A 23,554-nucleotide genomic window follows, 5' to 3' on the forward strand; every position below is an offset into this window, starting at 1 on the left:
GCCTGTTGCCGGAAAGCTTGAACAGGCCGCCGGCATTGTCGGTCAGCGTGTAGGTCAGCGCCTTGCCTTCCGGATCCTTGGCCGAGAGCGTGCCGACCGTGGTGCCGACGGCGACGTTCTCCTTGACGGTCGACTTCGACAGGGCAAGCGACGTCGGGGCTTCGTTGACGTCCTCGATGGCGACGGTGAAGGTCTTGGAAGTCGTGTTGCCGCCGAGGTCGGTCACAAGAACGGTGACCGAATGGCTCTTGGCCGTCTCGTAGTCGACCGACTTGGCCAGTTGCAGGCTGTTGCCCGAAAGCTTGAAAATGCCGCCCGGATTGGACGGCAGGCTGTAGAAGACCTCTCCGCCTTCCGGATCCTTGGCCGAAAGCTTGCCGACCGTGGTGCCGGCCTTGCTGTTCTCGGCGACCGAAGTCTTGGACAGCGAAACCGCCGTCGGCGCCTCGTCCACGTCCGTCACCTTGATGGTCAGCGCCTTGCTGATGCTGTTGCCGGCGCTGTCCTTCGCCATGACGGTGATCGCATGCGACTTGACCGTCTCGTAGTCGACCGCCTTGGCGAGTTGCAGCTTGTTGTCGACGATCTTGAAAATTCCGCCCGGATTGGACGACAGGCTGTAGGTGATCTTGTCTCCTTCGGGATCGGTTGCCGAAAGCAGGCCGATCGTCGTGCCGACCTTGGCATCCTCCACGATCGTGCTCTTGCTGAGGGCGGGGCCGGCCGGCGCCTCGTTCACGTCCTGCACGCCGATCGTGAACTGCTTCTCGAAGGTGTTGCCGCGATCATCCGTCACCTTGATCTTGATGACGTGGCTCTTGGCGGTTTCGTAGTCGAGGCCCTTGGCCACCTGAAGGCTGTCGCCGACGATCTTGAAGGCACCGCCGGCGTCGTTCACCAGCGCATAGGTGAAGATATCGCTGTCCGCATCGATGGCCGTCAGCTTCGCCACCTGCGTCCCCACGGCCGCGGTTTCCTTCACCGATGACGAAGAGAGCCCGATATCGGTCGGGGCTTCGCCGGTGACGGTCTCCGTCCCCTCGCTCAGGTCGATGATGCTGGTGTCGAACCGCGCAAACTCGACATTGTGCAGGAGCGTCGTCGCCCCGCTTGCCGTGTCGAGGATCGCTACACTGCCGTTCGCGTTGTTGGTGATCGTGTAGCCGCTGCTCGCCCCGGCGAAAATGATCGTGTCGTCACCGAGACCGCCGTCGATGATATCGTTGCCGCCCCTGCCCTCGATCGTATCGTTGAAGCGGGTCCCGACATAGACGTCGTCGCCGGTCGAACCGATGAAATGCTGGGCATACTGGTCGAGCTGGTCGGCGAACAGGTTCTGCCGGCCTTGATCACCGTCCGGCCCGTACATATGGCCAATCGCGAAGTTGTGAACCTCGCCGGTCGACTCGATCTCGGCTTCTTCGGTGCTGTTCGACGGTACCGCGTTGTAGAGGTCGAGGCCGGTGATGCGCAGCAGCGCGTTGCCGCCCACGAAATATCCATTGCTGTCGTAGCTGCCCGTCCCGCGCGTGCCGTATTCGATCGTGTTGATGGTGCCGGCAACCGTGTGGGTGTCGAACCGATATTCAAGATCGCCGTGAGCGAGCACGTATTTGGAGGTGCTGGTGCTGCCGTAGCCCATCAGCATCTCGGCGCCGCTGAACTGGCCGCCATTGTCGAAGACCGGCATTCCGATGCCGCCGATCACACCGGCATCGGCCAGGAACCCGCCGCGCAGGAATGCTTCCAGATCCATGCCGCTCGAGCCGGATGCATCGATCGTGATCGTTCCCCTCGGCTCGGAAGCCTGTGACGCGTTCAAGGAATTGCTATTGGCTATGACGGAATCGGACATCTTTGGCTCTTCATCGAAAAGGGCTGGTGGCGGTTGCGATCGCCGCGCCCCAGCCGCGGCGACGATGCTCAAGGTTGCTCTGCCGAATGAACGGGCTGCTGCCGATGCCGCCCGGCGAAGCGGCTATCGACAATCGAAAAGCAATCTAAGACCTTGGAAAGGAACTCTCATTCGCCTGCCCTAAAAGTGCGTCGAAGCCAAAGCTTCGCCATCCGATACGCAATGAGCGATCGGCAAAGACCTGAAATTCGCATGTATGCTTCGATGGCAGCGCTTCAGAAAACGTTCCGTGGCCGAACGTCCCTGCGCAACGCGCCTCTCCGACCCCGAGAGCGAGCAATTCTCGAAATTGCGCACCACCGGAACCGAAACAACCATTAGTTATCATGAATTTTCTAGTCAAGTATCAATTCAGGCGGAACGGCATTTGTTCATCGGGAGTTGAAGCGCAGATCACGCGGCCCGGAAACGGAGGCAGTTGAAGCGGCGATGTGGCGAAAAAGCATCAGACCTTTCGCCGACGCGGTTTTCACCGCAAGGTGCGAATTTAAAGTAAACAATTGAATATCTAGGACTTTCTCAAGAATAAACCTGGCGCCTCCCGCCTGCACGCCATAGCTGACGCGGCAAAAGCTTGGCGGAAATGCGACCGCGGTATTGACGTTGCGCAATTGTGGCCCCTACCTGTAGCGAGGTCGTCGAGCGCTGCCGATGAACCGAGGGACAACCGCTCGTGGCGGTGCTGTGGCCCGGGATGGTCTATCCCGCGTGCAGCCGGATCGCAACGCCGCTCGGGTGACAGTGACGATGATGCCGTATCCCGCCTGCCGGCGTCGTTGCCGGGGCCGGATCGACGATACGCCTGCGAATTCTGAGACACCATTTTTATGACGAATGCGCTGCCGCAATCGCGGCCACGCCCCTGTCGCACCGCTATTCCGTGAAGTTCCTCAAGACGAGGCAAGCCCATGACGAAGCCTTTCGTATCCGCCACCGTCCTGATTGCACTGGCTGCCCTCCTCCCGGCCAGCGCTTTCGCCCAGAATGCGCCGCCTTCCGTGACCGTCGCCAAGCCGATCGTGCGCGAAGTCATCGACAACGATGAATTCATCGGCCGTTTTCGCGCCGTCGACGAGGTCGCCGTCCGCTCCCGGGTCGGCGGCTACCTGCAGGAGGTTCACTTCAAGGACGGCACGATCGTCAAGAAGGGCGATCTCCTCTTCGTCATCGACCAGCGGCCGTTCCAGACTGCGCTCAACGAAGCCAATGCCGCCCTCGAGGTTGCACGCTCTACGCTCACCTTCGCCGAGGCCCAGTTCAAGCGTGCCGATGCCCTGGTCAAGAGCGGCAGCCAGGCCATCCAGACACTTGACGACCGCCGGCGCGAATTCGCTTCTGCCGAAGCCAATGTGCGCGGCGCTGAAGCCGCCGTCGAACGCGCCAAGCTCGACCTGGAATACACCAACATCACCGCGCCGATCTCCGGCCGCGTGGACCGGCGTCTGATTTCGCCGGGAAGCCTGGTGCAGACGGACCAGACGGTGCTGACGACGATCGTCAGCCTCGATCCGATCGACTTCTACTTCGACGTCGACGAGCGCCGCCTGCTCTCCTACGCCGACACGGCGCGTGCGGCGGGAACCCAATTGCAGGAAGGCGGAAGCGAGTTGCCGGTGACCGTGGCCATCGGCGACTTCCAGCATTCTACCTTCGACGGCAAGCTGAACTTTGCCGAAAACCGGGTCGACGACCAGACCGGCACCATGCGCATCCGCGCCCGCTTGCCAAATCCGGATTACATCCTGCAGCCCGGCCTGTTCGGCCGCATCCAGATCGGAGGATCGCTGCCCTACCGCGCGATCCTGGTACCCGACGAGGCCATCGGATCGGACCAGAACGAGCGCGTCGTCTACGTCCTCGCCGAAGACGGCAGCGTCAGCACCAAGCCGATCCGCACCGGCCCCCGCCTGTACGGCTATCGCGTCATCCGAGACGGCATGACCGGCGACGAGACGATCGTGGTCAACGGGCTGATGCGCATCCGCCCCGGCATCAAGGTCGCCGCCGAGAGCATCACCCTTCCGCCCGAACGCCAGGACGACGTTCCCGAAACGATCAGCGCGGAGCAGCTCCAGTGAGATTTGCCCATTTCTTCGTGGACCGCCCGATCTTCGCTTCGGTCCTCTCCATCGTGCTGCTCATCATCGGCAGCATCGCCTACTTCCAACTGCCCGTGGCGCAATATCCCGAAATCGCGCCGCCGACGATCGTCGTCCGGACGTCCTATCCGGGTGCCGACGCCCAGACGATCGCCGACACAGTGGCCACGCCCATCGAGCAGGAAATCAACGGCGTCGAGAACATGCTCTACATGTCCTCCTACTCCACCGCCGACGGCTCGATGGCGCTGACGATCACCTTCAAGCTCGGCACCAATCTCGATCAGGCGCAGGTGCTGGTGCAGAACCGCGTCGCGATCGCCGAGCCCCGGCTCCCCGAAGAGGTCCGCCGCATCGGCATCACCACGGCGAAAAGCTCGCCGGACCTGATGATGGTGGTCCACCTGCTGTCGCCGAACGACCGCTACGACCAGCTCTACATCTCCAACTACGCCAAGTCGCGGATCCGCGACCGCCTGGTGCGCCTCGACGGCGTCGGCGACGTCACCCTGTTCGGCGAACGCGAATATGCGCTTCGCATCTGGCTGGACCCCGAAAAGCTCGGCGCCTACGGCATGACTGCCAGCGACGTGGTCCAGGCGCTGCGTGACCAGAACGTGCAGGTCTCCGGCGGCGCCATCGGCGGGCCGCCGACCTCGGGCACGAACGCCTTCCAGTACACGGTCACGACCGAGGGCCGGTTCTCCGATCCGCGCCAGTTCCGCTACGTCATCGTCAAGTCCACCGAGGCCGGGCGCCTGGTGCAGTTGCAGGACGTCGCCCGCATCGAGCTTGGCGCCAAGGACTACGTCTCCAACAGCTATCTCGACGGCAAGCCCGCCGTCGCCATCGGCATCTTCGCACGTCCCGGCACGAATGCGCTGGAGGCGGCCGCCTCCATCCAGACGGTCATGGACGAGGTTTCGCCGAATTTCCCGCCGGGCCTCGAATACCGCATCGTCTACAATCCGACCGAGTTCATCTCCGAATCGATCAACGAGGTCTACAAGACGATCATCGAGGCGGCCATTCTCGTCGCCATCGTCGTGCTCGTCTTCCTGCAGTCCTGGCGCACGGCGCTCATTCCGATCATCGCGATCCCCGTGTCGCTGATCGGAACCTTCGCCTTCCTCCTCGCTTTCGGCTTCTCGCTCAACATGCTGACGCTGTTCGGCCTGGTGCTCGCCATTGGCATCGTCGTCGACGACGCGATCGTCGTCGTTGAGAACGTGGAACGCAACCTCGCGCTCGGCATGACGCCGAAGGAGGCAGCACACGTGACGATGAACGAGGTCGGCGCCGCCGTCATCGCGATCTCGCTGGTGCTGATCGCGGTCTTCGTACCGACCGCTTTCATCCCCGGCATTTCGGGACAGTTCTACCAGCAATTCGCCGTCACCATCGCGGTCGCGACCGCGATCTCGGCGCTGAACTCGCTGACGCTGTCACCCGCGCTGGCCGGTATGCTGCTGCGACCGCATTCCCAGGAAAAGCACAGCAGCAATCCGCTGACGCGCGTCGTCCGCAAGCTCTCCGACGGCTTCAACCATGGCTTCGACAGGCTCAGCGAAGGCTATTCCTGGATCGTGCGCCATCTCGTCAAGAGCTGGACTGCGATCGCAGCCAGCCTGCTCGTCTTTGCGGGCCTGCTCTATGCGACCTGGCACATGGGCCAGGTGGTGCCGCGCGGCTTCATCCCCACCATGGACCAGGGCTATGCGATCGTCGTCGTGCAACTGCCCGAAGGCGCCTCGCTAGCGCGCACCGATGCCGTGGTACAGCGCGCATCCGCGATCATCCAGAAGACGCCGGGCGTGAAGAACGCCGTCGCCTTCTCCGGCTTTTCCGGAGCGACCTTCACCAATGCCTCCAACGCGGGCGTGATCTTCGCAAGCTTTGCGAGCTTCGAGGAGCGGCTGAAGAATGGCGAGGATGCCAACCGGATCATCGGCGAGCTCTACGGCAGCCTGCAGAGCATCCAGGAAGCCTTCATCATCGCCGTCCCGCCGCCGTCGATCCGTGGCATCGGCAATTCCGGCGGCTTCAAGATGCAGCTGCTCGATCTGGAAAGCGCCGACATGCGCCGCGTTCTGGGTCTCGCCTACCAGATGATGGGGGCGGCGAACCAGACCGAGGGGCTGACCGCCGTCTTCACGACCTTCTCCGCCTCGAGCCCGCAATATTTCCTCAACATCGACCGCGACAAGGCGCGGGCCCTGAATGTGCCGATCCCGAACATCTTCGAGACGCTGTCGATCAACCTCGGCACGTCCTACGTCAACGACTTCAACGCCTTCGGCCGTGTCTATCAGGTCCGGGCGCAGGCAGACCAGCAGTTCCGCCTGGACCAGGCCGACATCCTGGCGCTGAAGGTGCGGTCGGCGACCGGCGCGCTGGTCCCGCTCGGAACGCTGGTCGACATTCGCGATGCCAGCGGGCCGACGCTCGTCCAGCGCTACAACATGTACGTGTCGGTGCCGCTGCAGGGCAATCCCGCCCCCGGCGTCTCGACAGGCACCGCGCTGGACAAGATGGAGGCGCTGGCCAAGGAAATGCTGCCGGCCGGCACCTCGTTCGAGTGGACGGAACTCGCATTCCAGGAGCGGGCAACCGGCAACACGGCGGTCTACATCTTCGCCCTGTCCGTCATCTTCGTCTTCCTCGCGCTTGCGGCACAGTATGAAAGCTGGGTGCTGCCGCTGGCGATCATCCTGATCGTGCCGCTGGCGGTGCTGGCAGCGCTGATCGGCGTGCACCTGCGCGGGATGGACAACAACATCCTGACCCAGATCGGCCTGATCGTGCTGATCGGTCTGGCAGCGAAGAACGCGATCCTGATCGTCGAATTCGCCCGGCAGGCCCAACGCGAAGGAAAGACGGCGGTCGAGGCGGCGGTCGAGGCGACAAGGCTTCGCCTTCGCCCGATCCTGATGACCGCGTTCGCGTTCATCTTCGGGGTGGTGCCCCTGATGATCGCAACCGGCCCCGGTGCGGAAATGCGCCAGTCGCTCGGCACCGCCGTCTTCTCCGGCATGCTGGGCGTGACCTTTTTCGGCCTGTTCCTGACGCCGGTGTTCTTCGTCGCGTTGCGCTCGCTGGGCCGCCACAAGGCCGAGGCAGTGGCAGAACGACGCAAGGACGCGGCACTGGAAGCAGCAGACCTTTGACACTGGCGCGGCGCCGGAGCTTCCGGCGCCGCCTGCTTACGGCCGCCTCTTCGCCACGCGCCTTGGGCCGCGAACTCGCCCGCCAGGTTCAGGCAAACCCGCCAGCGCACCGCCACCGCGGGAGTTAACTGCGATGGGTGCCAGCGAACTCCTGCGCCGCCGTCTCCAGAAACTGCGCGCGTCCGATATCGCCTGCCCCGTCCTGAATATCGGCCGCGATTGCCGCCTTCAATGCTGCGGGATCCTCAGTCCTGATCGCTTCAAGCGCTTCGGCATGGCGGTCGACCAGATAGTGCTCGTGGAGGTTTTCCGCGGCAAGCCGCATGAACGGACCGAGCCGCAGCCACAGGGATTCGATCAGCGGTAGCAGCACCGCGCTGGAGCGCGCCTCGTAGAGGCAGCGGTGGAAGTCGAAATTGGCGGCAATTCCGCCTTCTATATCCCCCCGCCCATAGGCCTCGTCGACAAGGCGGTCGAGGTGCTGCAGATGGGCGAGCCGGATAAAATCGATATGCGCCAGTGCCCGCTCGGCGGCGACGGTCTCGAGCGCGATGCGGGCTGAAAGGATCTCGTCGAATTTGTCGGGATCGATCAGAGGAACGCGGACGCGCCGGTTGTCCAGAAGCTCGATCGCGCCGTCGGCAACGAGGAACTGCAGCGCTTCCCGCACCGGCATGGCGCTGACATCGAGCATTTCGGCAAGTCCGTTGATGGTCAGCGGATGCCCGGGCCTGAAGCGGCCTGTCATAATCGCATGACGTAGCGTGCGATACACCCACTGCTTGATGGATTCCGTCGCCTGCCGCCCTTCGATCACCATCATGTGGATGCCCCCTCTTGCAACGCAAGCCTGCAGACGATCTAGTGAAGTTCCAGAGCTGAAGGCGCGCTATCCCCTGACTATTTTTCACGCATGCACAATATTTGCCCTTTGCAGTTTTGATCAAATTATGTTTTGTTGTGATCATATTCAAGAAAAGACTATCACAACATCGAAAAGAGCCGCAGAAGCGGCCCGATGCCACCACCGGACGACGGCGAGGAAACCGCAGTCCGGATGAGACAGGGGATCAGATGGACCAGTCCAGCGCGACTGCATCCCATGGCGGCGCCATTGGAATGCACGGCATCAAGAAATGGTTCGGCAACTTCCAGGCCGTCAATGATGTGAGCCTGGAAATCCGGTCGAACGAGTTCTTCACCCTCCTTGGCCCCTCCGGCTGCGGCAAGACCACGCTCCTGCGGATGATCGCGGGCTTCGAGATGCCCTCGGAAGGCAGCATCAGGCTGGATGGAGCCGAAATCGCGCACCTCCTGCCCAACCAGCGCCCGGTCAACACCGTCTTCCAGAACTACGCGCTTTTCCCGCACCTGACGGTGTCCGACAACATCGGCTTCGGATTGAAGATGCTGGGAAAGCCAAAGGCGGAGATCGACGCGGTCGTCGCAGAGATGCTGAAGCTCGTGCATCTGGAAGCACGCGGCAACAATCTCGTCACCCAGCTTTCCGGCGGCCAGCAGCAGCGCGTGGCACTGGCCCGTGCACTTGCGCCGCGGCCGAAGGTGCTGCTGCTCGACGAGCCGCTGTCGGCGCTCGATCTCAAGCTCAGGAAATCGATGCAGATCGAGCTGAAGCGCCTGCAGGCCGAAACCGGCATCACCTTCGTCTTCGTCACCCATGACCAGGAAGAAGCCCTGACGATGTCGGACCGTATCGCGGTCATGTCGCAGGGGCAGGTCCGCCAGGTGGGCGCGCCCTGGGAAATATACGATCGCCCGGCCGAGCGCTTCGTCGCCGACTTCATCGGCGAGACCAATTTCCTCGATGTCGACGTCGTCGACGTCGGGGCCGACCGGGCGCGCGTACGCCTGCCCTCCGGCGCCGAGATCCCGGCGACCTTCCCGGCCGGAACGCAGCCGAGCGGAAAGGTCACGATCGTCATCCGTCCGGAGCACGCCCGCGCCACGGCATCGACGGCGGTCACACCGCTGAGCGGCACCATTCACGACATCGTCTATCTCGGCACGGATACGCACCTGCACGTTCGCCTCGCCGATGGCAGCAGTTTCATGATCCGCCTGCAGAATGCCCGCAGCGGTCCATGCGGATATTCCGTCGGCGAGGAGGTCGGTATCGAAATCAGCGACGACGTCGCCCAGATCCTGAGGGACTGACATGAGCGTCGACGCGGCGGAGCTGAATGAAAAACTGCACAGGAAAGACATTCGCGATCGCTGGTTTCTGAGCGCTCCGGCCCTTATCCTCATCGGGGTCGCCAGCGTCGGACCGTTGCTGATCGTGCTCCTCTATTCGTTTCTGGCGCCCGGCAATTACGGCGACGTCAAATGGGCGTTCTCGACGGACGGCTGGTTCAACGTCTTCTTCTCCCGCGACATCTTCGACGACACCGTCTCGCTTGCCGATGCTCATTTTACGATCTTCTGGCGATCGATCCGGCTTGCGCTGGCAACCACCGTCCTGTGCCTGATCTTCGGCTTCCCGACGGCCTATTTCATCGCCACGCGCGCGCCGCAAAACCGTTCGATCTGGCTGTTTCTGATCACCATTCCGTTCTGGACGAACATGCTGATCCGCGCCTTCGCGATCCAGGAAGTGATCCGTAGCGAAGGCCTGATCAACACGATTCTGATCAAGCTCGGCATCATCCAGGCGCCGATCCAGATGCTCTTCACCGATTTCGCCATCCTGCTCGGCATGACCTACGTGCATCTGCCGCTGATGGTGCTGCCGCTCTATGCAAGCCTCGAGAAGCTCGATTTCCGGCTGATCGAGGCGGCCTACGATCTGTACGCTTCCCGCTTCAACGTGTTGATGAAGGTCATCGTGCCGCTGGTGAAGCCGGGCATCATCGCAGGCTCTATCCTGGTCTTCATCCCCGCGCTCTCGTCCTACGTCATTCCCCGTGTCCTCGGCGGCGGCAAGAACCTGATGATCGGCAACCTTATCGAATTGCAGTTCGGACAGGGACGAAACTGGCCGCTCGGCGCCGCGCTCTCGGTAACGCTGGTCGTGATCGTGCTGTTCGCGATGCTCTACTACGTCCGAAACGCCGGAAAGAACGGAGGCAGCGCCCATGGCTAAGCGCTTCTCCATCCGACGGCAGCCGGGCTTCGCCACGATCGCGATGTTCAGCTTTTTCGTCCTCTACCTGCCGATCGCGACGCTGGTGGTCTACGCCTTCAACTCCGGCACCTCGATCGCCACCTGGGAAGGCTTCTCGCTGCGCTGGTTCCAGAGCGCATGGCAGAACCAGCAGGTCATCGAGGCGTCGATCCGCTCGCTGCAGATCGCTTCGATCGCCGCGGTGATCGCCACCGTCTGCGCCACGCTTGCGGCGCTCGCAACGACGCGCACCGCTCCCTACCGCGGCCTGACGTTCAAGTACTCCATGGTCAACATGCCGCTGCTGGTCCCCGAGATCGTCACCGCGGTCGCCCTTCTCATCCTGTTCTCCCGGATCAAGGTGTGGACCGGATATTCAGGGCTTGGCTACCTCATCCTCGCCCACTCCGCCTTCTGCGTTCCCTTCGCCTACCTCCCCATCCGCGCGCGACTGGAGAGCATGGACCTGTCGCTGGAGCGTGCGGCGGCGGATCTCTACGCCAACGCCTTCCAGACCTTCCGCTATGTCACGCTGCCCCTGTTGTGGCCGGGCATCCTCGCCGGACTGATGCTCGCCTTCGTCATTTCCCTGGACGACGTCGTCATCACCGAATTCGTCAAGTCCGGCGGCCAGGACACGCTGCCGACCTACATGCTCGGCCAGTTGCGCCGCGTGGTCACGCCGGAAATGAACGCGATTTCGACCGTTTTCCTGATGCTGTCGCTCGCCATCGTCACGGTCTTCTTCTTCCTCAGCCGAAATCCGCAGAAAGACGACAAATAACAACGCACGACAGGAGAACAGCATGAAGTTGAAACTGGGAATTGCCGCCTTCGCCGCCGGGCTGATGGCTTCCACCGCCATCGCGCACGCGGCCGGCGAACTGAACATCTTCAACTGGGGCAACTACACCAGCCCCGAGATGATCAAGAAGTTCGAGCAGGCCTACGACGTGAAGGTGACGATCACCGACTACGATTCGAACGACACGGCATTGGCGAAGGTCCGCCAGGGTGGCCACGGCTTCGACATCGTCGTTCCCTCCGCAAGCGTCATGCCGATCTGGATCTCCGAAGGGCTGCTGATGGAATCGCGCCCCGACCAGATGGAGAACTTCAAGAACGTCGATCCGCAGTGGGTGGACGTCCCCTTCGATCAGGGTCGCAAATATTCCGTTCCGTGGCAGTGGGGTACGACGGGCGTAACCGTCAACAAGTCGGTCTATTCCGGAGACGTCAACACCTCGGCCATCTTCATGGACCCGCCGCCGGAGCTCGTCGGCAAGGTCAACGTGCTGCCTGAAATGTCCGACGTCATGCACATGGTCGTGACCTATGCCGGCGGCGAGCCCTGCACCGGCGACCTGACCGTGCTGAAGAAGGCACGCGACATGCTGATAGCCGCAAAGCCCAAGTGGCTTTCGATGGACTACGGCAACATCGAGAAATACGCCAAGGGCGACATTGCGGCCGGTACCAACTGGAACGGCGCATCCTTCCGCTCCCGCCTGCAGAACCCGGACGTCGTCTACGGCTATCCGAAGGAAGGCTACCCGATCTGGATGGACAACGCCGCCATCCTCGCTGACGCAAAGAACGTCGACAACGCCAAGCTTTTCCTGAATTTCGTCATGGATCCGGAAAACGCAGCGATGCTGTCCTCCTTCGCCCGCTATGCCAACGGCATCAAGGGTTCCGAAGCCTTCATGCCCGAAGACATGAAGACCGCCCCCGAGATCGTCATCCCCGAGGAATTCAAGGCCGCCGGCAAGTTCAACCTCGCTTGCGCGCCGGAAGTCCAGGAACTCTACACGAAGATCTGGACCGAACTGCAGAAGTAAGGAACACTTCCGCACCCCCGGAATTCCAACCGGGGGTGCGGCAATATCAATCTGTCGCAGCGCCCGTCGCTTCACGCGATGCAACGGTGCTGCCGTGAGGAGGAACGCCGGCGGCGCGGTCAGTCCGCAAGGGCCGGCGCATATTGAAAATGACCCCCACCTTCAAGGACGAGAACGGCTTCGCCCGTCGTGACGTTACACTCGCCAACTGGCGAACCGCCCCCTACAGCCGATGGGCGTTCCACAATCTCCGAAACCTCGTTCCGACTGCCGAGATACGCTGCGTGAGCACGGAGCGGGAAGTGGCGCTGGAAAGCCACCACCTGCTTGCGACGAAGATCAAGACCGACGTCGAAGGCGTCGACACGATCAGGGGCATGCTGGAGCACGCCCACACCAACGGCTTCGTGGTCATGCGGGAGGGCCGCGTCGTCTGCGAATACTATGCGCCGCATTCCGACGTGAACGACCGCCACATCGTCTTTTCCGTGTCCAAGTCCCTCACGGCCATCGTTTCCGGCATTCTGGAGGCCGAGGGCGTCATCGACCCGGACCGTCCGGTGACCGACTACCTGCCGGAAGCCAAGGGCAGCGTCTACGGCGACTGCACCTATCGCGACGTGCTGGACATGCGCGTCAGCCTCGATTTCGAGGAAGCCTACCTTGATCCGAAGGGCGCCTTCGCCCGCTATCGGCGCGCCATGCTCTGGAATCCGCCGGAGCCGGGCGAACAGCCGGAAAACCTCGCAGACTTCCTGCTGACGCTGCAAAAGGCAGACCGGCCGCATGGCGGCCCCTTCTATTATGCCTCGCCCAATTCGGACCTGCTCGGCGTCATCATCGACCGGGTCACCGGCCGCCCCTTCCCTGAACTGATGTCGGAGCTGCTCTGGCGCCCGATGGGCGCGAAGAACGACGCCTATGTCGCGGTGGATGCCATCGGCACCGCGCGCACCGCCGGCGGCATCTGTGTCACCGCACGCGACCTCGCCCGTGTCGGCGAGATGCTGCGCCAGGGCGGCAGGGTCGATGGCCGCCCGATCGTTTCGGCGGCCTGGATCGACGACATGGCCGCAAACGGCGACCGCGATGCGTGGCAGGCCGGACGCAACGTCGACCTGCCCAATGGCCGTTATCGCAGCCAGTGGTACCAGTCCGGCGAGGCCGACGGCGCTTTCTGCGCGATCGGCATCCACGGCCAGTGGCTCTATGTCGACCCTTCGACAGCGACCGTGATCGTCAAGCTTTCCTCGCAGCCCGACCCGCTTGGCGACGAGACCAACCAGGACAGCTTCGGCTTCTTCCGAACAATATGCCAGATGGCGTTCTGAGAGACAGGACCAGGAAACCATGCAGAAAGAAGCAAGCTTCATCATCCGCAATGCGCGCATCCTCACCATGGACGAGGCCAACCCGCGCGCCGAAGCGATCGCGCTTTCCGGAAACCGCATCCTTGCGGTCGGCTCCGAGGCGCAGATCGATCCCTTTTCCGGTCCTGACACGCATGTGATCGACGCGCGTGGCGCAACCGTGCTGCCCGGCTTCAACGAGGCGCACATGCACATCTTCGGCGGATCGGTCGAACTGACCGAACTGTCGCTCTATCGCGTCAAGGGCTTCGAAGCGCTGGAAAAGGCGGTGAAGGCCTACGCCGCCGCCAATCCCGATCGCCGCCTGCTGATCGCCCAGCATGCCGACTACACCATCCTGTCCGACGAGGAACGGCTGACCCGCCATCATCTCGACCGGATCCTGCCCGATCGCCCGCTGCTGATCGTTGCGCCCGACCATCATGTCGCCTGGGCCAACACGATCGCGCTGAAGCAGGCGGGCATCCTCGAAGGCCGCGATGTCGGCGTCGGCAACGAGATCGTCATGGGCGAGGACGGCCTTGCGAACGGCGAGCTTCGCGAAAGCAACGCCATCCGTCCGGTCTCCGCACTGGGTGAAACGGGCGGGCGAGAAATGCTGGGCGTCGGCACCGGCGGCGAGCCGGAGAACGTGACGCCTGAAGAGCGGGCCGGCGACATCGAGGTTCTGAAGCAGGGGCTTGCCTATTGCGCTTCGCTGGGCATCACCTCCATCCAGAACATGGACGGGAACCTCTACCAGCTCGAAATGCTGGACGAGATCGAAAAAACCTCCGGGCTTCCGGTGCGCGTGCGCATGCCCTACCACATGAAGAACTTCATGCCTCTCTCCGACCTGGAGCAGAAGGCGGCGAAATGGCATGAGCGCTTCACCGGCGACCGGCTGCGCTGCGACTTCGTCAAGATGTTCATGGACGGCGTGACCGAAGGCGAGACCGCCGTCTTCGTCGACGACTACAGCCACAAGCCCGGCTGGAAGGGCGATCCGCTGTTCAGCCAGGAGCATTTCGACAGCATCGCCATTGAGGCCGACCGGCTCGGCCTGCCCGTCGCCGTCCACGCGATCGGCGACGGCGCCGTGCGCATGGTGCTGAACGGCTACGAGGCTGCGATCACCGCGAACGGAAAGCGCGATAGCCGCAACCGCATCGAGCACATCGAGGTCGTCCATCCCGACGATATTCCGCGTTTTGCCTCCCTTGGCACGGTGGCATCCATGCAGCCGACGCATCCGCCGGGCAGCGCCGGCCTGCCGCTCGAGCCTTACCTGTCCTTCATCGGCGAGGAGCGCTGGCCCTACGCCTTTGCATGGAAGACGCTTGTCGACGCCGGCGCCGAGATCGTCTTCGCCACCGACTGGCCCGTCTCTCCGCTCGATCCGATGGGCTGCATCCGCGATGCGATGTCGCGCAAGCCATGGAAGGAGGGGCTTCCCGACCAGCGACTGTCGCTGGAGGAAACGCTCGCCGCCTATACCAGAACGAGCGCCTGGCTCGAATTCATGGAAGACCGGAAAGGTGTGCTCAAGGCCGGATATCTGGCAGACGTCGTCGTGCTGTCGGGCGACGTCGAAGCGTCGGCGAGCCAGGATCTCGCCGCCATCCGCCCGGTCACGACGATCTGCGACGGCCGCGTCACCTATCAGGCGTGAGGGCGAGCACGATGCGGAACGTTACCGTCGCAGCCACGCAGATGGCCTGCACCTGGGACACGGATAGAAACATCGCCCTGGCGGACAGTCTTGTCCGCCAGGCGGCTGACAAAGGCGCGAACGTCGTCCTCATACAGGAACTGTTCGAGACGCCCTATTTCTGCCAGGACCAGAATGCCGACTTCTTCGAACTGGCCCATCCCTTCGAGAATAACGCCCTCATCGGCCATTTCTCGCGTCTGGCGGCAGAACTCGGCGTCGTCCTGCCCGTCAGCTACTTCGAGAAGGCGGGGCGCGCTTTTTTCAACTCGCTCGCCGTGATCGATGCCGACGGGCAGGTTCTCGGTAACTACCGCAAGAGCCATATCCCCGATGGCCCCGGCTATACGGAAAAGTTCTACTTCTCGCCCGGTGACACCGGCTTCAAGGTCTGGAACACGCGGTTCGGCGCCATCGGATGCGGCATCTGCTGGGACCAGTGGTTTCCCGAAGCCGCCCGCAGCATGGCGCTGATGGGCGCCGAGATCCTGCTCTATCCGACGGCCATCGGCAGCGAGCCGCACGACGCCACCATCGACAGCGCCGCGCACTGGCAGCGGGCGATGCAGGGCCACGCCGCCGCCAACATGATACCGGTCGTCGCGTCGAACCGCATCGGCAGGGAGGACGGGCTCAACGGCACGTCCCTCACCTTCTACGGCTCCTCCTTCATCGCCGACCAGACGGGAGCAAAGGTCGCCGAGGCCGATCGCGCCGGCGAAAGCGTGATCACCGCCACCTTCGATCTCGATGCGCTGGAGCGGCAGCGGGCCGCATGGGGCCTCTATCGCGACAGAAGGCCGAACCTCTATACGCCGATTTCGTCGCTGGAAGGCAGGCACTGACCCTGCGTGACGGCGGTCAGTTGCTGTCGGGCGCAAGCATCATTTGCTCCGGCCGAAGCGTAACCTCGACCACGTCGTCCGGCAGGATCTCGGTATCTTCGTCCGCCTGGATTCCGGTCAGCGCGCCGTCGACCTTTCGGTGGAGCACCACGCTCAGGCCGGAATTGTCATCGCGGAGCTGCGCCTTGATGGCTCCGGTATAAAGCAGCTTCTCGCCCGAGGCGCGCAGCCGGCTGGAAAGCTTTTCCTTCTCGATCGTCGCCTCCCGCAGCCGCTCGTTCAGCTGGGCACGGTGCTGCTCCTTCTGCAGCTCGATATTGCGGGTGAGTTCGGCGCGCGCGCGCTGCGCCATGACCAGCCGCGACTGGATGTCCACCTGCTGGCCGCGCAGTTCGGCGAGCGTCTGCCGCTCGTCGTCGACGCGGCTGACCATCACCAGCCCCTTGGTGGCAGATCCTTCCATCCGGTCGACGGCAGCCTGCTGCAGAATAAGCGCCTGCGCATTATGCTTGCGGCTTTCCGCAAGCGTCGCCAGCTCATCATCGACGCGCCTGAGCGAGCTCTCCAGGAACGCCCTCTGGGTGACGAAAGCGGACCTGCGCATGGAGAAATCACGGCGTTCGAAATCCGCAAGCTCGTCGATCGTTTTGCGTGAAAGCGGCGCCGAATAGGCGGGAGACAGATCGAACGTGTCCTGATCGGAGAGCTCCGCGCTCAGGCTGATGGCGCGCGCCTCCTGACGCACGAGGTCGATCCACAGCTCTTCGTTCTCGTTTTTCAGATCGGGTGCGGTCATCAGGGGATTTTCGGCGCGAAAGCGAAGGGCGTCGAAACCGCCGGCGAGCGCCACGGCATGGCGCACCGTCAGCCCCGGCCTGTAGGGCACGGCACCCGGCCGAGACACGTCGCCGGCAATGTAGAAGGGCCGGTACTCCAGAAGCTCGACCGTGACGTCGGCGGCCTCGATACGGCCGTCCTTTATCAGCCTGTTGCCCAGCGATTGACGCAGGTCGCGAATGGTCAACCCCTCGGCTTCGACTTCACCCAGGAAGGGCACCGAGATGTCGCCATCGACGTTGACCGTGACCCGCCGTCCGAAATCGGCAACGCCGAAGACGCCGATCTGAAGGATATCCCCCGGCGCCAGCCGGTAAGGCGCCCGCTCCGCGGCTGCGGCACAGAGGGGCATCGCGGCCAGCATCGTCGCCAGGCTGAGGGCGCAAAAGGCGATCGGCTTCATGGCTTGTTCTCCAATTCAGCTTTCGGAATTTCGGACCCCGGCTGACGCACCCGGATCCAGTCGACGTAGAAGGTCGCCGGAAAGGCCGTCATTGCATCCGGCGACCCGGGCCAGTTGCCCCCGACCGCGAGATTGACCAGCGGGAACATCGGCTTGTGAAGGTCCTGCGGCGTCGGCGTCTCGAAGACCGCCTGCCCGTCGAACGTCCAGACCAGCCTGTCCGCGGTCCAGATCAGGCCGTAGACGTGGAAATCCTCCGACAAATCAACCGTTGGCACCGCAGCACCCGTTCGCGCGGATTTGTCGCCGGCGGGGATGCCGAGGCCGCTGTGCGCGGTGACATGCAGGGTGTGGGTGTCGTGTCCCAGCACCTCGAGCACATCCAGCTCCGGCGGCCAGGTCCGGTCGGAGGGAAGCAGCCAGAAGGCAGGCCACAGGCCGCGCCCGCGCGGCACCTTCGCGCGGATTTCGACCGCGCCGTAAAGGAAACTCAGCCGATTGGAGGGCGTCAGCAGGCCGGATGCGTAGGCATATCCGCCGCTCCTTGCCCGCAAGGCGTCGGGAACTTTGCTCGCGCGGATTTCCAGCACGCCGTCCACGACGCGGTAAGGCTCCAGCGCCTGGATGTCGGAGCTGTCGCCGGCCGGTCGCGGATCGACGTAATATTGCAGCTCGTTGTTGCCGGAATTGCTCCGCCCGCCGCCGGGATAGTACGGCAGCCAGGTGCCGACATCGCCGAGTTGCAGATCGAGCCGATCGAAATCGTCCTGAAAGATGACCTTCCAGCCTTCGGTCACGATGGGGACTGCCGCCGTCTGGGCCCTTGCCGGGGCCGGCGAGGCGATGGCGACGATCAACGCGAGCACACCCAGCACCATCGCCTGCACACCGATGATCCGGCACAGCACCCGCCAGCCCAGCATGCCGAGCCGGAACATGATCAGCGCCATTGCGACCAAAAGACCGAAGGCCGCCGCAGCATTGCCCCACGCCTGCCCCTCGATCCCGGAGAGCCGATCGCCCGCGATCATCGCCAGCACCAGCGACAGGAAGCCGACGGCTGCGAGCATGGCGGCGTCGGCCATCGGCCGGTGCGACCGCACGACGATCATCGGCACCATCCAAGTCATCACGCCGAGCGGCACGCAGGCGGCCGCAAATGCGATGGTCGAGGGCGTCGCTTCCGTAAAGGCCGGGAAGGCAAAGCCGATGACCGGTCCGGCAAACAGGATCGCCGCAAGCGCAATGGCTGCAAGAAGCCCGGTCAAAGCCAGCAATTCCCTTTCCACCATCGCACCGGCCCCGGGTGTACCGATCCCGGCTGTGCTGGCGCCAATGGTGCTGGACCGCCCTTCCCCGGCCTGCCCCATCTGCACGAGCAGCTTCGGATATCGCACCTGCGCGATCGTCGACAAAAGGCCGATGCCGATCATCGCCAGGCTGGCGCCGAAGGAGAACAGGCCGAGATCGTGCGGCGAAGAGAGGACGGACGCGATCCACCGGTTCGCGCCGAGATAGAAGACCCAGCAGGCGGTGAAGGCAAAGAGCGGCAACGACAACCGCGCCATAGCCACGAGCGCCTTCAGGCTCGGCAGAGACGACACGGGCCGCGCGAAGAGCACCGCCAGGATCGCATAGTAGACCGCAAGCACGGCGAAGGTTCCGGTCACGCCGCCATAGAGGAGACCGGCAAGGCGCGGCGCCGTCATCCCGAGTTGCAGGATCAGGGCCAGCGCCGTGAATTCCCAGAGCCGCGAGGCGGCCCGGTAAACCGTCACCGGGCCGTTCGCGATCATGGCCATCACCCCGCCGCCGACCGCAAGGACGGTATCGAGCGGCGAAAACGAGACCTCCGCCCCCGCCAGCAGCAGTGCGACCGGCACCGTGACTGCCATCGCAAGAAGGCCGACGAGCCAGAGCGCGCCGAGGATGTCGCGCGCGGCCTTCGTCGCCGCTGGCCCGCCTCTGCCCACGATCTGCTTGTCGGCCAGTTGCGACAGGCCGAGATCGACCCGGCCCGCATAGGTGAAAAGCGTCGTCAGCAGCGCGAACCGGCCGAAATCGACCGGCCCCAGCAGCCTCGGCGCCATCAGGGTCGTGCCGCAGCCGAGAACGGTCAGCACGAGCGCGCCCAGCGCATAGGTGGACGGCCGCCCGATCCAGGCGGCCCTTTGCAAGCCGCTCAGCCACGTCATCGCAGCGGACGCCCGCCCGGCCACAAACTGCGGCGGTCCGACGGCACGGCAGGTGTCCGGTGGCGCGCTCATGGGTTCACCGACACGATGCGGGGGCGCGCGGCCGGCATCGGTGCGGCTGCGTATCGATCCAAGGCGTCCGTCGAGCGGATGATGCCGCATTGCAGAAGATCGCCGCTGGAGCGATAGCGCCTGCTGTTCTCGTACATGAACGACACGCTCGCGCGCTTCTCATGCAAGGCGACATAGCGACGATATTCAACGCCTGCGTCCCAATGCTCGCCGCGGCTGACCTCGCTGCGCGCCTTTTCGTCGAAGGTCGAAAACAGCTTGAAATGCAAAAGCGCGCCGGTGACGGGCGCGATCGCCAGCGGTTCTGTCCGGTGGTTCGTCGCCCAGCGGCGCCCGGGTTTTCCGCGCATCAATGGCACCTTGGTGATATCAGGCGGCAGCGACCCGAGGCTGGAACGCTGCATGCCGATCATCTTGCCCAGGCGATGCTGCCGAAGGTTGCGCATCGCCCGGGCGACCGCCATCTCCCAGATGTTCATCCGGTGATAGCGCGGATAGAACACCCGAAGCCGCGGCCCGCCGACGGCTTCGACGTCGAGAAAGCGATTGGAGAATGGCAGGCTGGCCTTCTGCCGGACGACATAGTCCGCGTCGAAATAGGGGCAGGTCTCGACGAACGGCGTCCCGCGGACATAGACGGCATCGGCGACCGGACCATCGGCATACATGTCCACCATCGTGGCGAACATGCCCTCATGGCCGGATTTCTCCAGAAACCGGCAGAACTGTCCGAGGCCGACCTTTTCGGCATGCGGATAGACCAAGAGTTCGTCTGCGTCGATGAACAGGCACCAGCCGCTCTCGCCGTGGCGGGCCACCATCGCGTTGATCCAGTTCATGCCGCAGCCGGCTTCCCCGAAGGATTCCGCGGTGTGGTAGACGACGCAATCGCCCTGCGAGAGCAGAAAATCCGTGGAGCCGTCGTCCGAGCCGTTGTCGCAGACGAAGAACCGCTCGACGCCGAGGCGGCGGTGATAGTCGAGAAGATGCGGCAGCCGGTCGCCCTCGTTGCGGACGACGAGATAGGCGCCGATCACACCGCCTCCGTCGTGTGACTGCCGCCCGTCGATGCGCGCAAGCCTGGGCTTCTCCATCAAGCTGTCCTCATCTCTTTCGGCCCCGACGACAAAACGCCTTCGCCAGCAACGTCAGGCCGCGCCTCACGGGCGAGAACTAGGAAGAAGGTGAAGGTCAAAAGGACCGGCAATGCGAGGATGCTGACTTCGGTCAGCCCCATCACCATCATCAGCAGAACGGGCTGGTCGCGTATCGCATCCGGCCTCGTCCACATCCGCGTCACGAGAACGCCAAGAAGGGTGAGGATCGGCAACGCACCCAGAAAGCCAAGATTGAAGATCGCCTGGATATACATGTTGTGGGCGTTGACCGGAGCCCCCTGGAACGTGCGCCCGACGCTTTCAATCAAGAGTGCCTCTGTTCCACCAAATCCCCAGCCGAGAAGCGGCTTTTGCGCGATCAGCTCTCCGGAAACGACCCAGAGTTCGGTTCGCCCGGTCAGCGTGACGACCTCGCTGATGGATCCGGTCCGCGCCAGCGGTCCGAGGAGGAATGTCAGGTCGGGAAACTCTCCGACCGCGATCAACGCCACCGCCAGGATCATCCCGACACCGCCGAGCGCCGCCATCGGGCCCAACAGCTTCCGCTCGCGCAGCGAGATCACGACCCACACGACAATCGTCGCGGCGAGCATCGTGCGGCTGTCGGCGGCGATGATCGCAGCGAACCCCACCAACAGTGCGGGGAGAAACAGCATCGCGGGCAGCAGCCGGCGCCGTCTAAGCACCACTGCGAACGTGACCAGCAGGGCGGCCTGCGCCCCCAGAACGTTGGGATGTCCGGAGAAGCCGCGTAGACGATAGACGCTTTCCTCTGTCGAAGGCGGCAGCCATGCAATGTCCGGCAGTGCGATGCCCGATATCAACCCGATCGTCAGGAAGACGAGCAGCGTCAGCGTCAGCAGGCGCATCGTCGCCGCCGCCCCCAGGACTGAGACGACGATACATGCCAGGATAATGTAGGAGATCAGGCCGAGCGAATTGGCAGCGGTATAGGCGGGGATCAGCGACCAGGCGGAGGAAGCAAAGGCCACACCTCCATAGATCAGTGCCAGCACGATGGTCTTCTCGCGCAGGAACGGTGCAAGTCGCCGGATATGAAACGGGAAGATCAGAAAGACCAGCAGCCAGGCGACGAGTTTCGTCATGTTCTGCCAGTCCATGCCGCCCGTGCGGGCATAGCCATCCATGCGCATGCCGAAACTCAATCCGAAGAATGCGAAGACGAAGAGCAGGGTGATCGCCCATTTCCGTCCGCCGGCGGCCGCGACCACGGCAACCGAACCGAAGGCGGCCGTACCGAGCGCAAAGGGAAGCACCGCCGCGATCGACTGGTTTGCCGAAAGCTGCGCCAGAAAGAACACCGGAAAGACACTCAGCAGCAGCGTGCCCAACACGAAGTTGGTGACACTCCGCTCCGCTCCGCCGCCGTATCCGGTTGCGTTCATGATTTCATCAGCCTGGTCAGGTCGCGCCGGATCGCCGAGGCGTTCATGGCGGCGCCTGCTAGTCCGGCCAGCCCCATAGACCCGATGCCATAGAGGATCACGTTCGGAAACACCGCCTTATCGGGCGCAATCGGCTGCGAAATGACCTCGGCATCCGGCTTCAGCGCACCCGTGGCCATGGCCCGGGCGGCCGCACGCGTATGGGCGTCGTTCAGCAGTTCCGCATCGATGCTAGCCTGGCGCCGAAGCTGTTCCAGTTGCAGCGTCGACTTCTCGCGTTCGACCATCGCACGACGGATCCGCGCGACTTCGCTGACGAGGCGGCTTTCCCTTTCGACCCAGTTGTCCGCCTCCACACGCGCGCTTCGAACGATGCGATCGCGCTCGTCGGCGGCCTGCTTGAGAATGTTGCGGGACTCCGTCGACATCACGGCGAGCCGCGACATGCTCTCCGTGAGGCTCTGGTTGAGCCGCTGGATCGTGGGCGAAGCAAGCACCTCCGGCGCGCTCTCCAGCGTGTTGGCCGCCTGCATCCGCGCCAGCGAGTTCGCCCTCGTCTGCGCATCGATGAGGCGGGCCTGTGCCGTGGCGAGCTCGTCGCTGAGAGCACGCAATTGCGCCTCGAGCGCGATCTGCTCGCCCTGATCGATCAGGCCGGAGCTGATCATGAATTGCTCCACCGCCGCCGACGAGCGGTCGGCCTCGCGCTGCGCCTCGTCGATGCGATCCTTCAGCAGTCCCTTCATCGCGTCGGCATTCTGCGCCTTGCGCTCGACCTGCGAGGCCAGGAAGGCGTGCACGAGCGTGTTCGTCATCGCGGCGGCCTTTTCCGGATCGTTCGAACGGAAGCCGACGCGAACGGTGTAGGACTGCCGGTCGCGGCGAAGCACCATCTTGTCCAGGAGCTTTTCCTTTACGCCTATCAGGGTAACCTCGCCGCCCGAGCGGTCGGTTTCAACCAGCCGCACCTTCGGGTCTTCCCGGGCGATGCTTTCGGTGACCAGGTTCCCGAACAGGCCGGAAGCAAGCCCTGCGACCTTCGTCGCAACGCCGGGCTTGGACATGAATTCGTCATCGAAGGCCAGGCGATGGGTGTTGACCACAGCATCCGAGATGGCCTCCGAACGGAAGACATCGAGCTCGGACAGGATGAAGCTTTCGTCAAGCGGCTGTCGCACGGCCAGCGGATAGTTTGCCTGCCCCTCCATGTCCGTCGGCCTCAACACCAGCGTCGCGGTCGATTCGAAGACCGGCGGCAGGAAGGGCCAGGCGACCGCGGCCATCACCAGCACGGAGGCCGCCCCGTCGAAGAACCGCCGGACGGAATATCGCGGCCCCGCCTCGGCGGGCTCAGTTACCGCAGGCTCAGGCGGCAAAAGCATCGGCGCGGAAAGCTCCGGTAGCGGCCCGGTGTCTTCCTGAGGGGCAGCCTCGCTTGCGGATTTTCGGGTTCGCCTTTCCATGGCAGTCCC

Annotated in this window: 17 protein-coding genes; 9 read left to right on the forward strand and 8 right to left on the reverse strand. The window is 63.6% G+C overall.

Going from position 1 to position 23,554, the window contains the following annotated elements; all coding sequences use genetic code 11:
* Both HV823_RS24945 and HV823_RS24950 read right to left on the reverse strand, forming a co-directional pair.
* On the reverse strand, positions 1 to 1,855 hold a 1,855-nt coding region (locus HV823_RS24945; protein WP_176952382.1), incomplete at its 3' end, for a cadherin domain-containing protein.
* 431 nt (positions 1,856 to 2,286) lie between these two features.
* Positions 2,287 to 2,526 carry a hypothetical protein gene (locus tag HV823_RS24950; protein WP_176952383.1) on the reverse strand — a complete coding sequence of 80 codons (240 nt, stop codon included), beginning with the start codon at positions 2,524 to 2,526 and terminating at the stop codon, positions 2,287 to 2,289.
* Positions 2,527 to 2,823: 297 nt separating this feature from the next.
* Between HV823_RS24950 and HV823_RS24955 the strand changes: the two genes are divergently transcribed.
* Both HV823_RS24955 and HV823_RS24960 read left to right on the forward strand, forming a co-directional pair.
* On the forward strand, positions 2,824 to 3,993 hold the full coding sequence (locus tag HV823_RS24955; protein WP_176952384.1) for an efflux RND transporter periplasmic adaptor subunit: 1,170 nt from the start codon (positions 2,824 to 2,826) through the stop codon (positions 3,991 to 3,993).
* The gene (locus HV823_RS24960) at positions 3,990 to 7,181 is read left to right on the forward strand and encodes a multidrug efflux RND transporter permease subunit (RefSeq protein WP_176952385.1); all 3,192 of its coding nucleotides are present in this window, start codon (positions 3,990 to 3,992) and stop codon (positions 7,179 to 7,181) included. The genes HV823_RS24955 and HV823_RS24960 overlap by 4 nt, the downstream gene beginning before the upstream one ends.
* A 124-nt stretch (positions 7,182 to 7,305) precedes the next feature.
* Here HV823_RS24960 and HV823_RS24965 read toward each other — a convergent pair whose 3' ends face one another.
* Positions 7,306 to 8,004, reverse strand: a complete 699-nt coding sequence (locus HV823_RS24965) for a GntR family transcriptional regulator (RefSeq protein ID WP_246301964.1) — start codon at positions 8,002 to 8,004, stop codon at positions 7,306 to 7,308.
* A 251-nt stretch (positions 8,005 to 8,255) separates the two neighbouring features.
* Here HV823_RS24965 and HV823_RS24970 point away from each other — a divergent pair, with 251 nt between their 5' ends.
* The 7 genes from HV823_RS24970 to aguB all read left to right on the forward strand — a co-directional run bounded on the left by HV823_RS24970 (position 8,256) and on the right by aguB (position 16,051).
* Entirely contained in the window at positions 8,256 to 9,356 is a 1,101-nt protein-coding gene (locus HV823_RS24970) for an ABC transporter ATP-binding protein (RefSeq protein WP_176952386.1), read from the forward strand.
* 1 nt (position 9,357) lies between these two features.
* On the forward strand, positions 9,358 to 10,284 hold the full coding sequence (locus HV823_RS24975; protein ID WP_176952387.1) for an ABC transporter permease: 927 nt from the start codon (positions 9,358 to 9,360) through the stop codon (positions 10,282 to 10,284).
* Positions 10,277 to 11,089, forward strand: coding sequence for an ABC transporter permease (locus HV823_RS24980; RefSeq protein ID WP_176952388.1), 813 nt, complete (start codon positions 10,277 to 10,279; stop codon positions 11,087 to 11,089). The genes HV823_RS24975 and HV823_RS24980 overlap by 8 nt, the downstream gene beginning before the upstream one ends.
* 22 nt (positions 11,090 to 11,111) lie before the next feature.
* Positions 11,112 to 12,146 (forward strand): extracellular solute-binding protein, encoded by a 1,035-nt coding sequence (locus tag HV823_RS24985; RefSeq protein WP_176952389.1) that lies wholly within the window; start codon positions 11,112 to 11,114, stop codon positions 12,144 to 12,146.
* Between the two features lie 149 nt (positions 12,147 to 12,295).
* On the forward strand, positions 12,296 to 13,477 hold the full coding sequence (locus tag HV823_RS24990) for a serine hydrolase domain-containing protein (RefSeq protein ID WP_176952390.1): 1,182 nt from the start codon (positions 12,296 to 12,298) through the stop codon (positions 13,475 to 13,477).
* A gap of 19 nt (positions 13,478 to 13,496) precedes the next feature.
* A complete protein-coding gene (locus HV823_RS24995) occupies positions 13,497 to 15,167 on the forward strand; it encodes an amidohydrolase (RefSeq protein WP_176952391.1) in 1,671 nt (556 codons plus the stop codon).
* A gap of 11 nt (positions 15,168 to 15,178) precedes the next feature.
* Positions 15,179 to 16,051: an N-carbamoylputrescine amidase gene (aguB, locus tag HV823_RS25000; protein ID WP_176952392.1), complete on the forward strand. Its 873-nt coding sequence runs from the start codon at positions 15,179 to 15,181 to the stop codon at positions 16,049 to 16,051.
* Positions 16,052 to 16,067: 16 nt separating this feature from the next.
* Here the strand turns inward: aguB and HV823_RS25005 are convergent, their stop codons facing one another.
* The 5 genes from HV823_RS25005 to HV823_RS25025 are packed head-to-tail and all read right to left on the reverse strand — an operon-like array spanning position 16,068 to position 23,545.
* The gene (locus HV823_RS25005; protein WP_176952393.1) at positions 16,068 to 17,291 is read right to left on the reverse strand and encodes a polysaccharide biosynthesis/export family protein; all 1,224 of its coding nucleotides are present in this window, start codon (positions 17,289 to 17,291) and stop codon (positions 16,068 to 16,070) included.
* Complete coding sequence (locus HV823_RS25010; RefSeq protein ID WP_176952394.1) at positions 17,288 to 19,558, reverse strand: family 16 glycosylhydrolase; 2,271 nt, start codon at positions 19,556 to 19,558, stop codon at positions 17,288 to 17,290. Before HV823_RS25010 ends, HV823_RS25005 begins: the two co-directional genes overlap by 4 nt.
* Positions 19,555 to 20,652 (reverse strand): glycosyltransferase family 2 protein, encoded by a 1,098-nt coding sequence (locus HV823_RS25015; protein ID WP_176952395.1) that lies wholly within the window; start codon positions 20,650 to 20,652, stop codon positions 19,555 to 19,557. The genes HV823_RS25010 and HV823_RS25015 overlap by 4 nt, the downstream gene beginning before the upstream one ends.
* Complete coding sequence (locus HV823_RS25020) at positions 20,652 to 22,082, reverse strand: O-antigen ligase family protein (protein ID WP_176952396.1); 1,431 nt, start codon at positions 22,080 to 22,082, stop codon at positions 20,652 to 20,654. The genes HV823_RS25015 and HV823_RS25020 overlap by 1 nt, the downstream gene beginning before the upstream one ends.
* Positions 22,079 to 23,545 (reverse strand): GumC family protein, encoded by a 1,467-nt coding sequence (locus HV823_RS25025; RefSeq protein ID WP_176952397.1) that lies wholly within the window; start codon positions 23,543 to 23,545, stop codon positions 22,079 to 22,081. Before HV823_RS25025 ends, HV823_RS25020 begins: the two co-directional genes overlap by 4 nt.
* Between the last annotated feature and the right edge of the window lie 9 nt (positions 23,546 to 23,554).

The organism is Mycoplana rhizolycopersici, assembly GCF_013378445.1.
Taxonomy (GTDB): Bacteria; Pseudomonadota; Alphaproteobacteria; order Rhizobiales; family Rhizobiaceae; genus Mycoplana; species Mycoplana rhizolycopersici.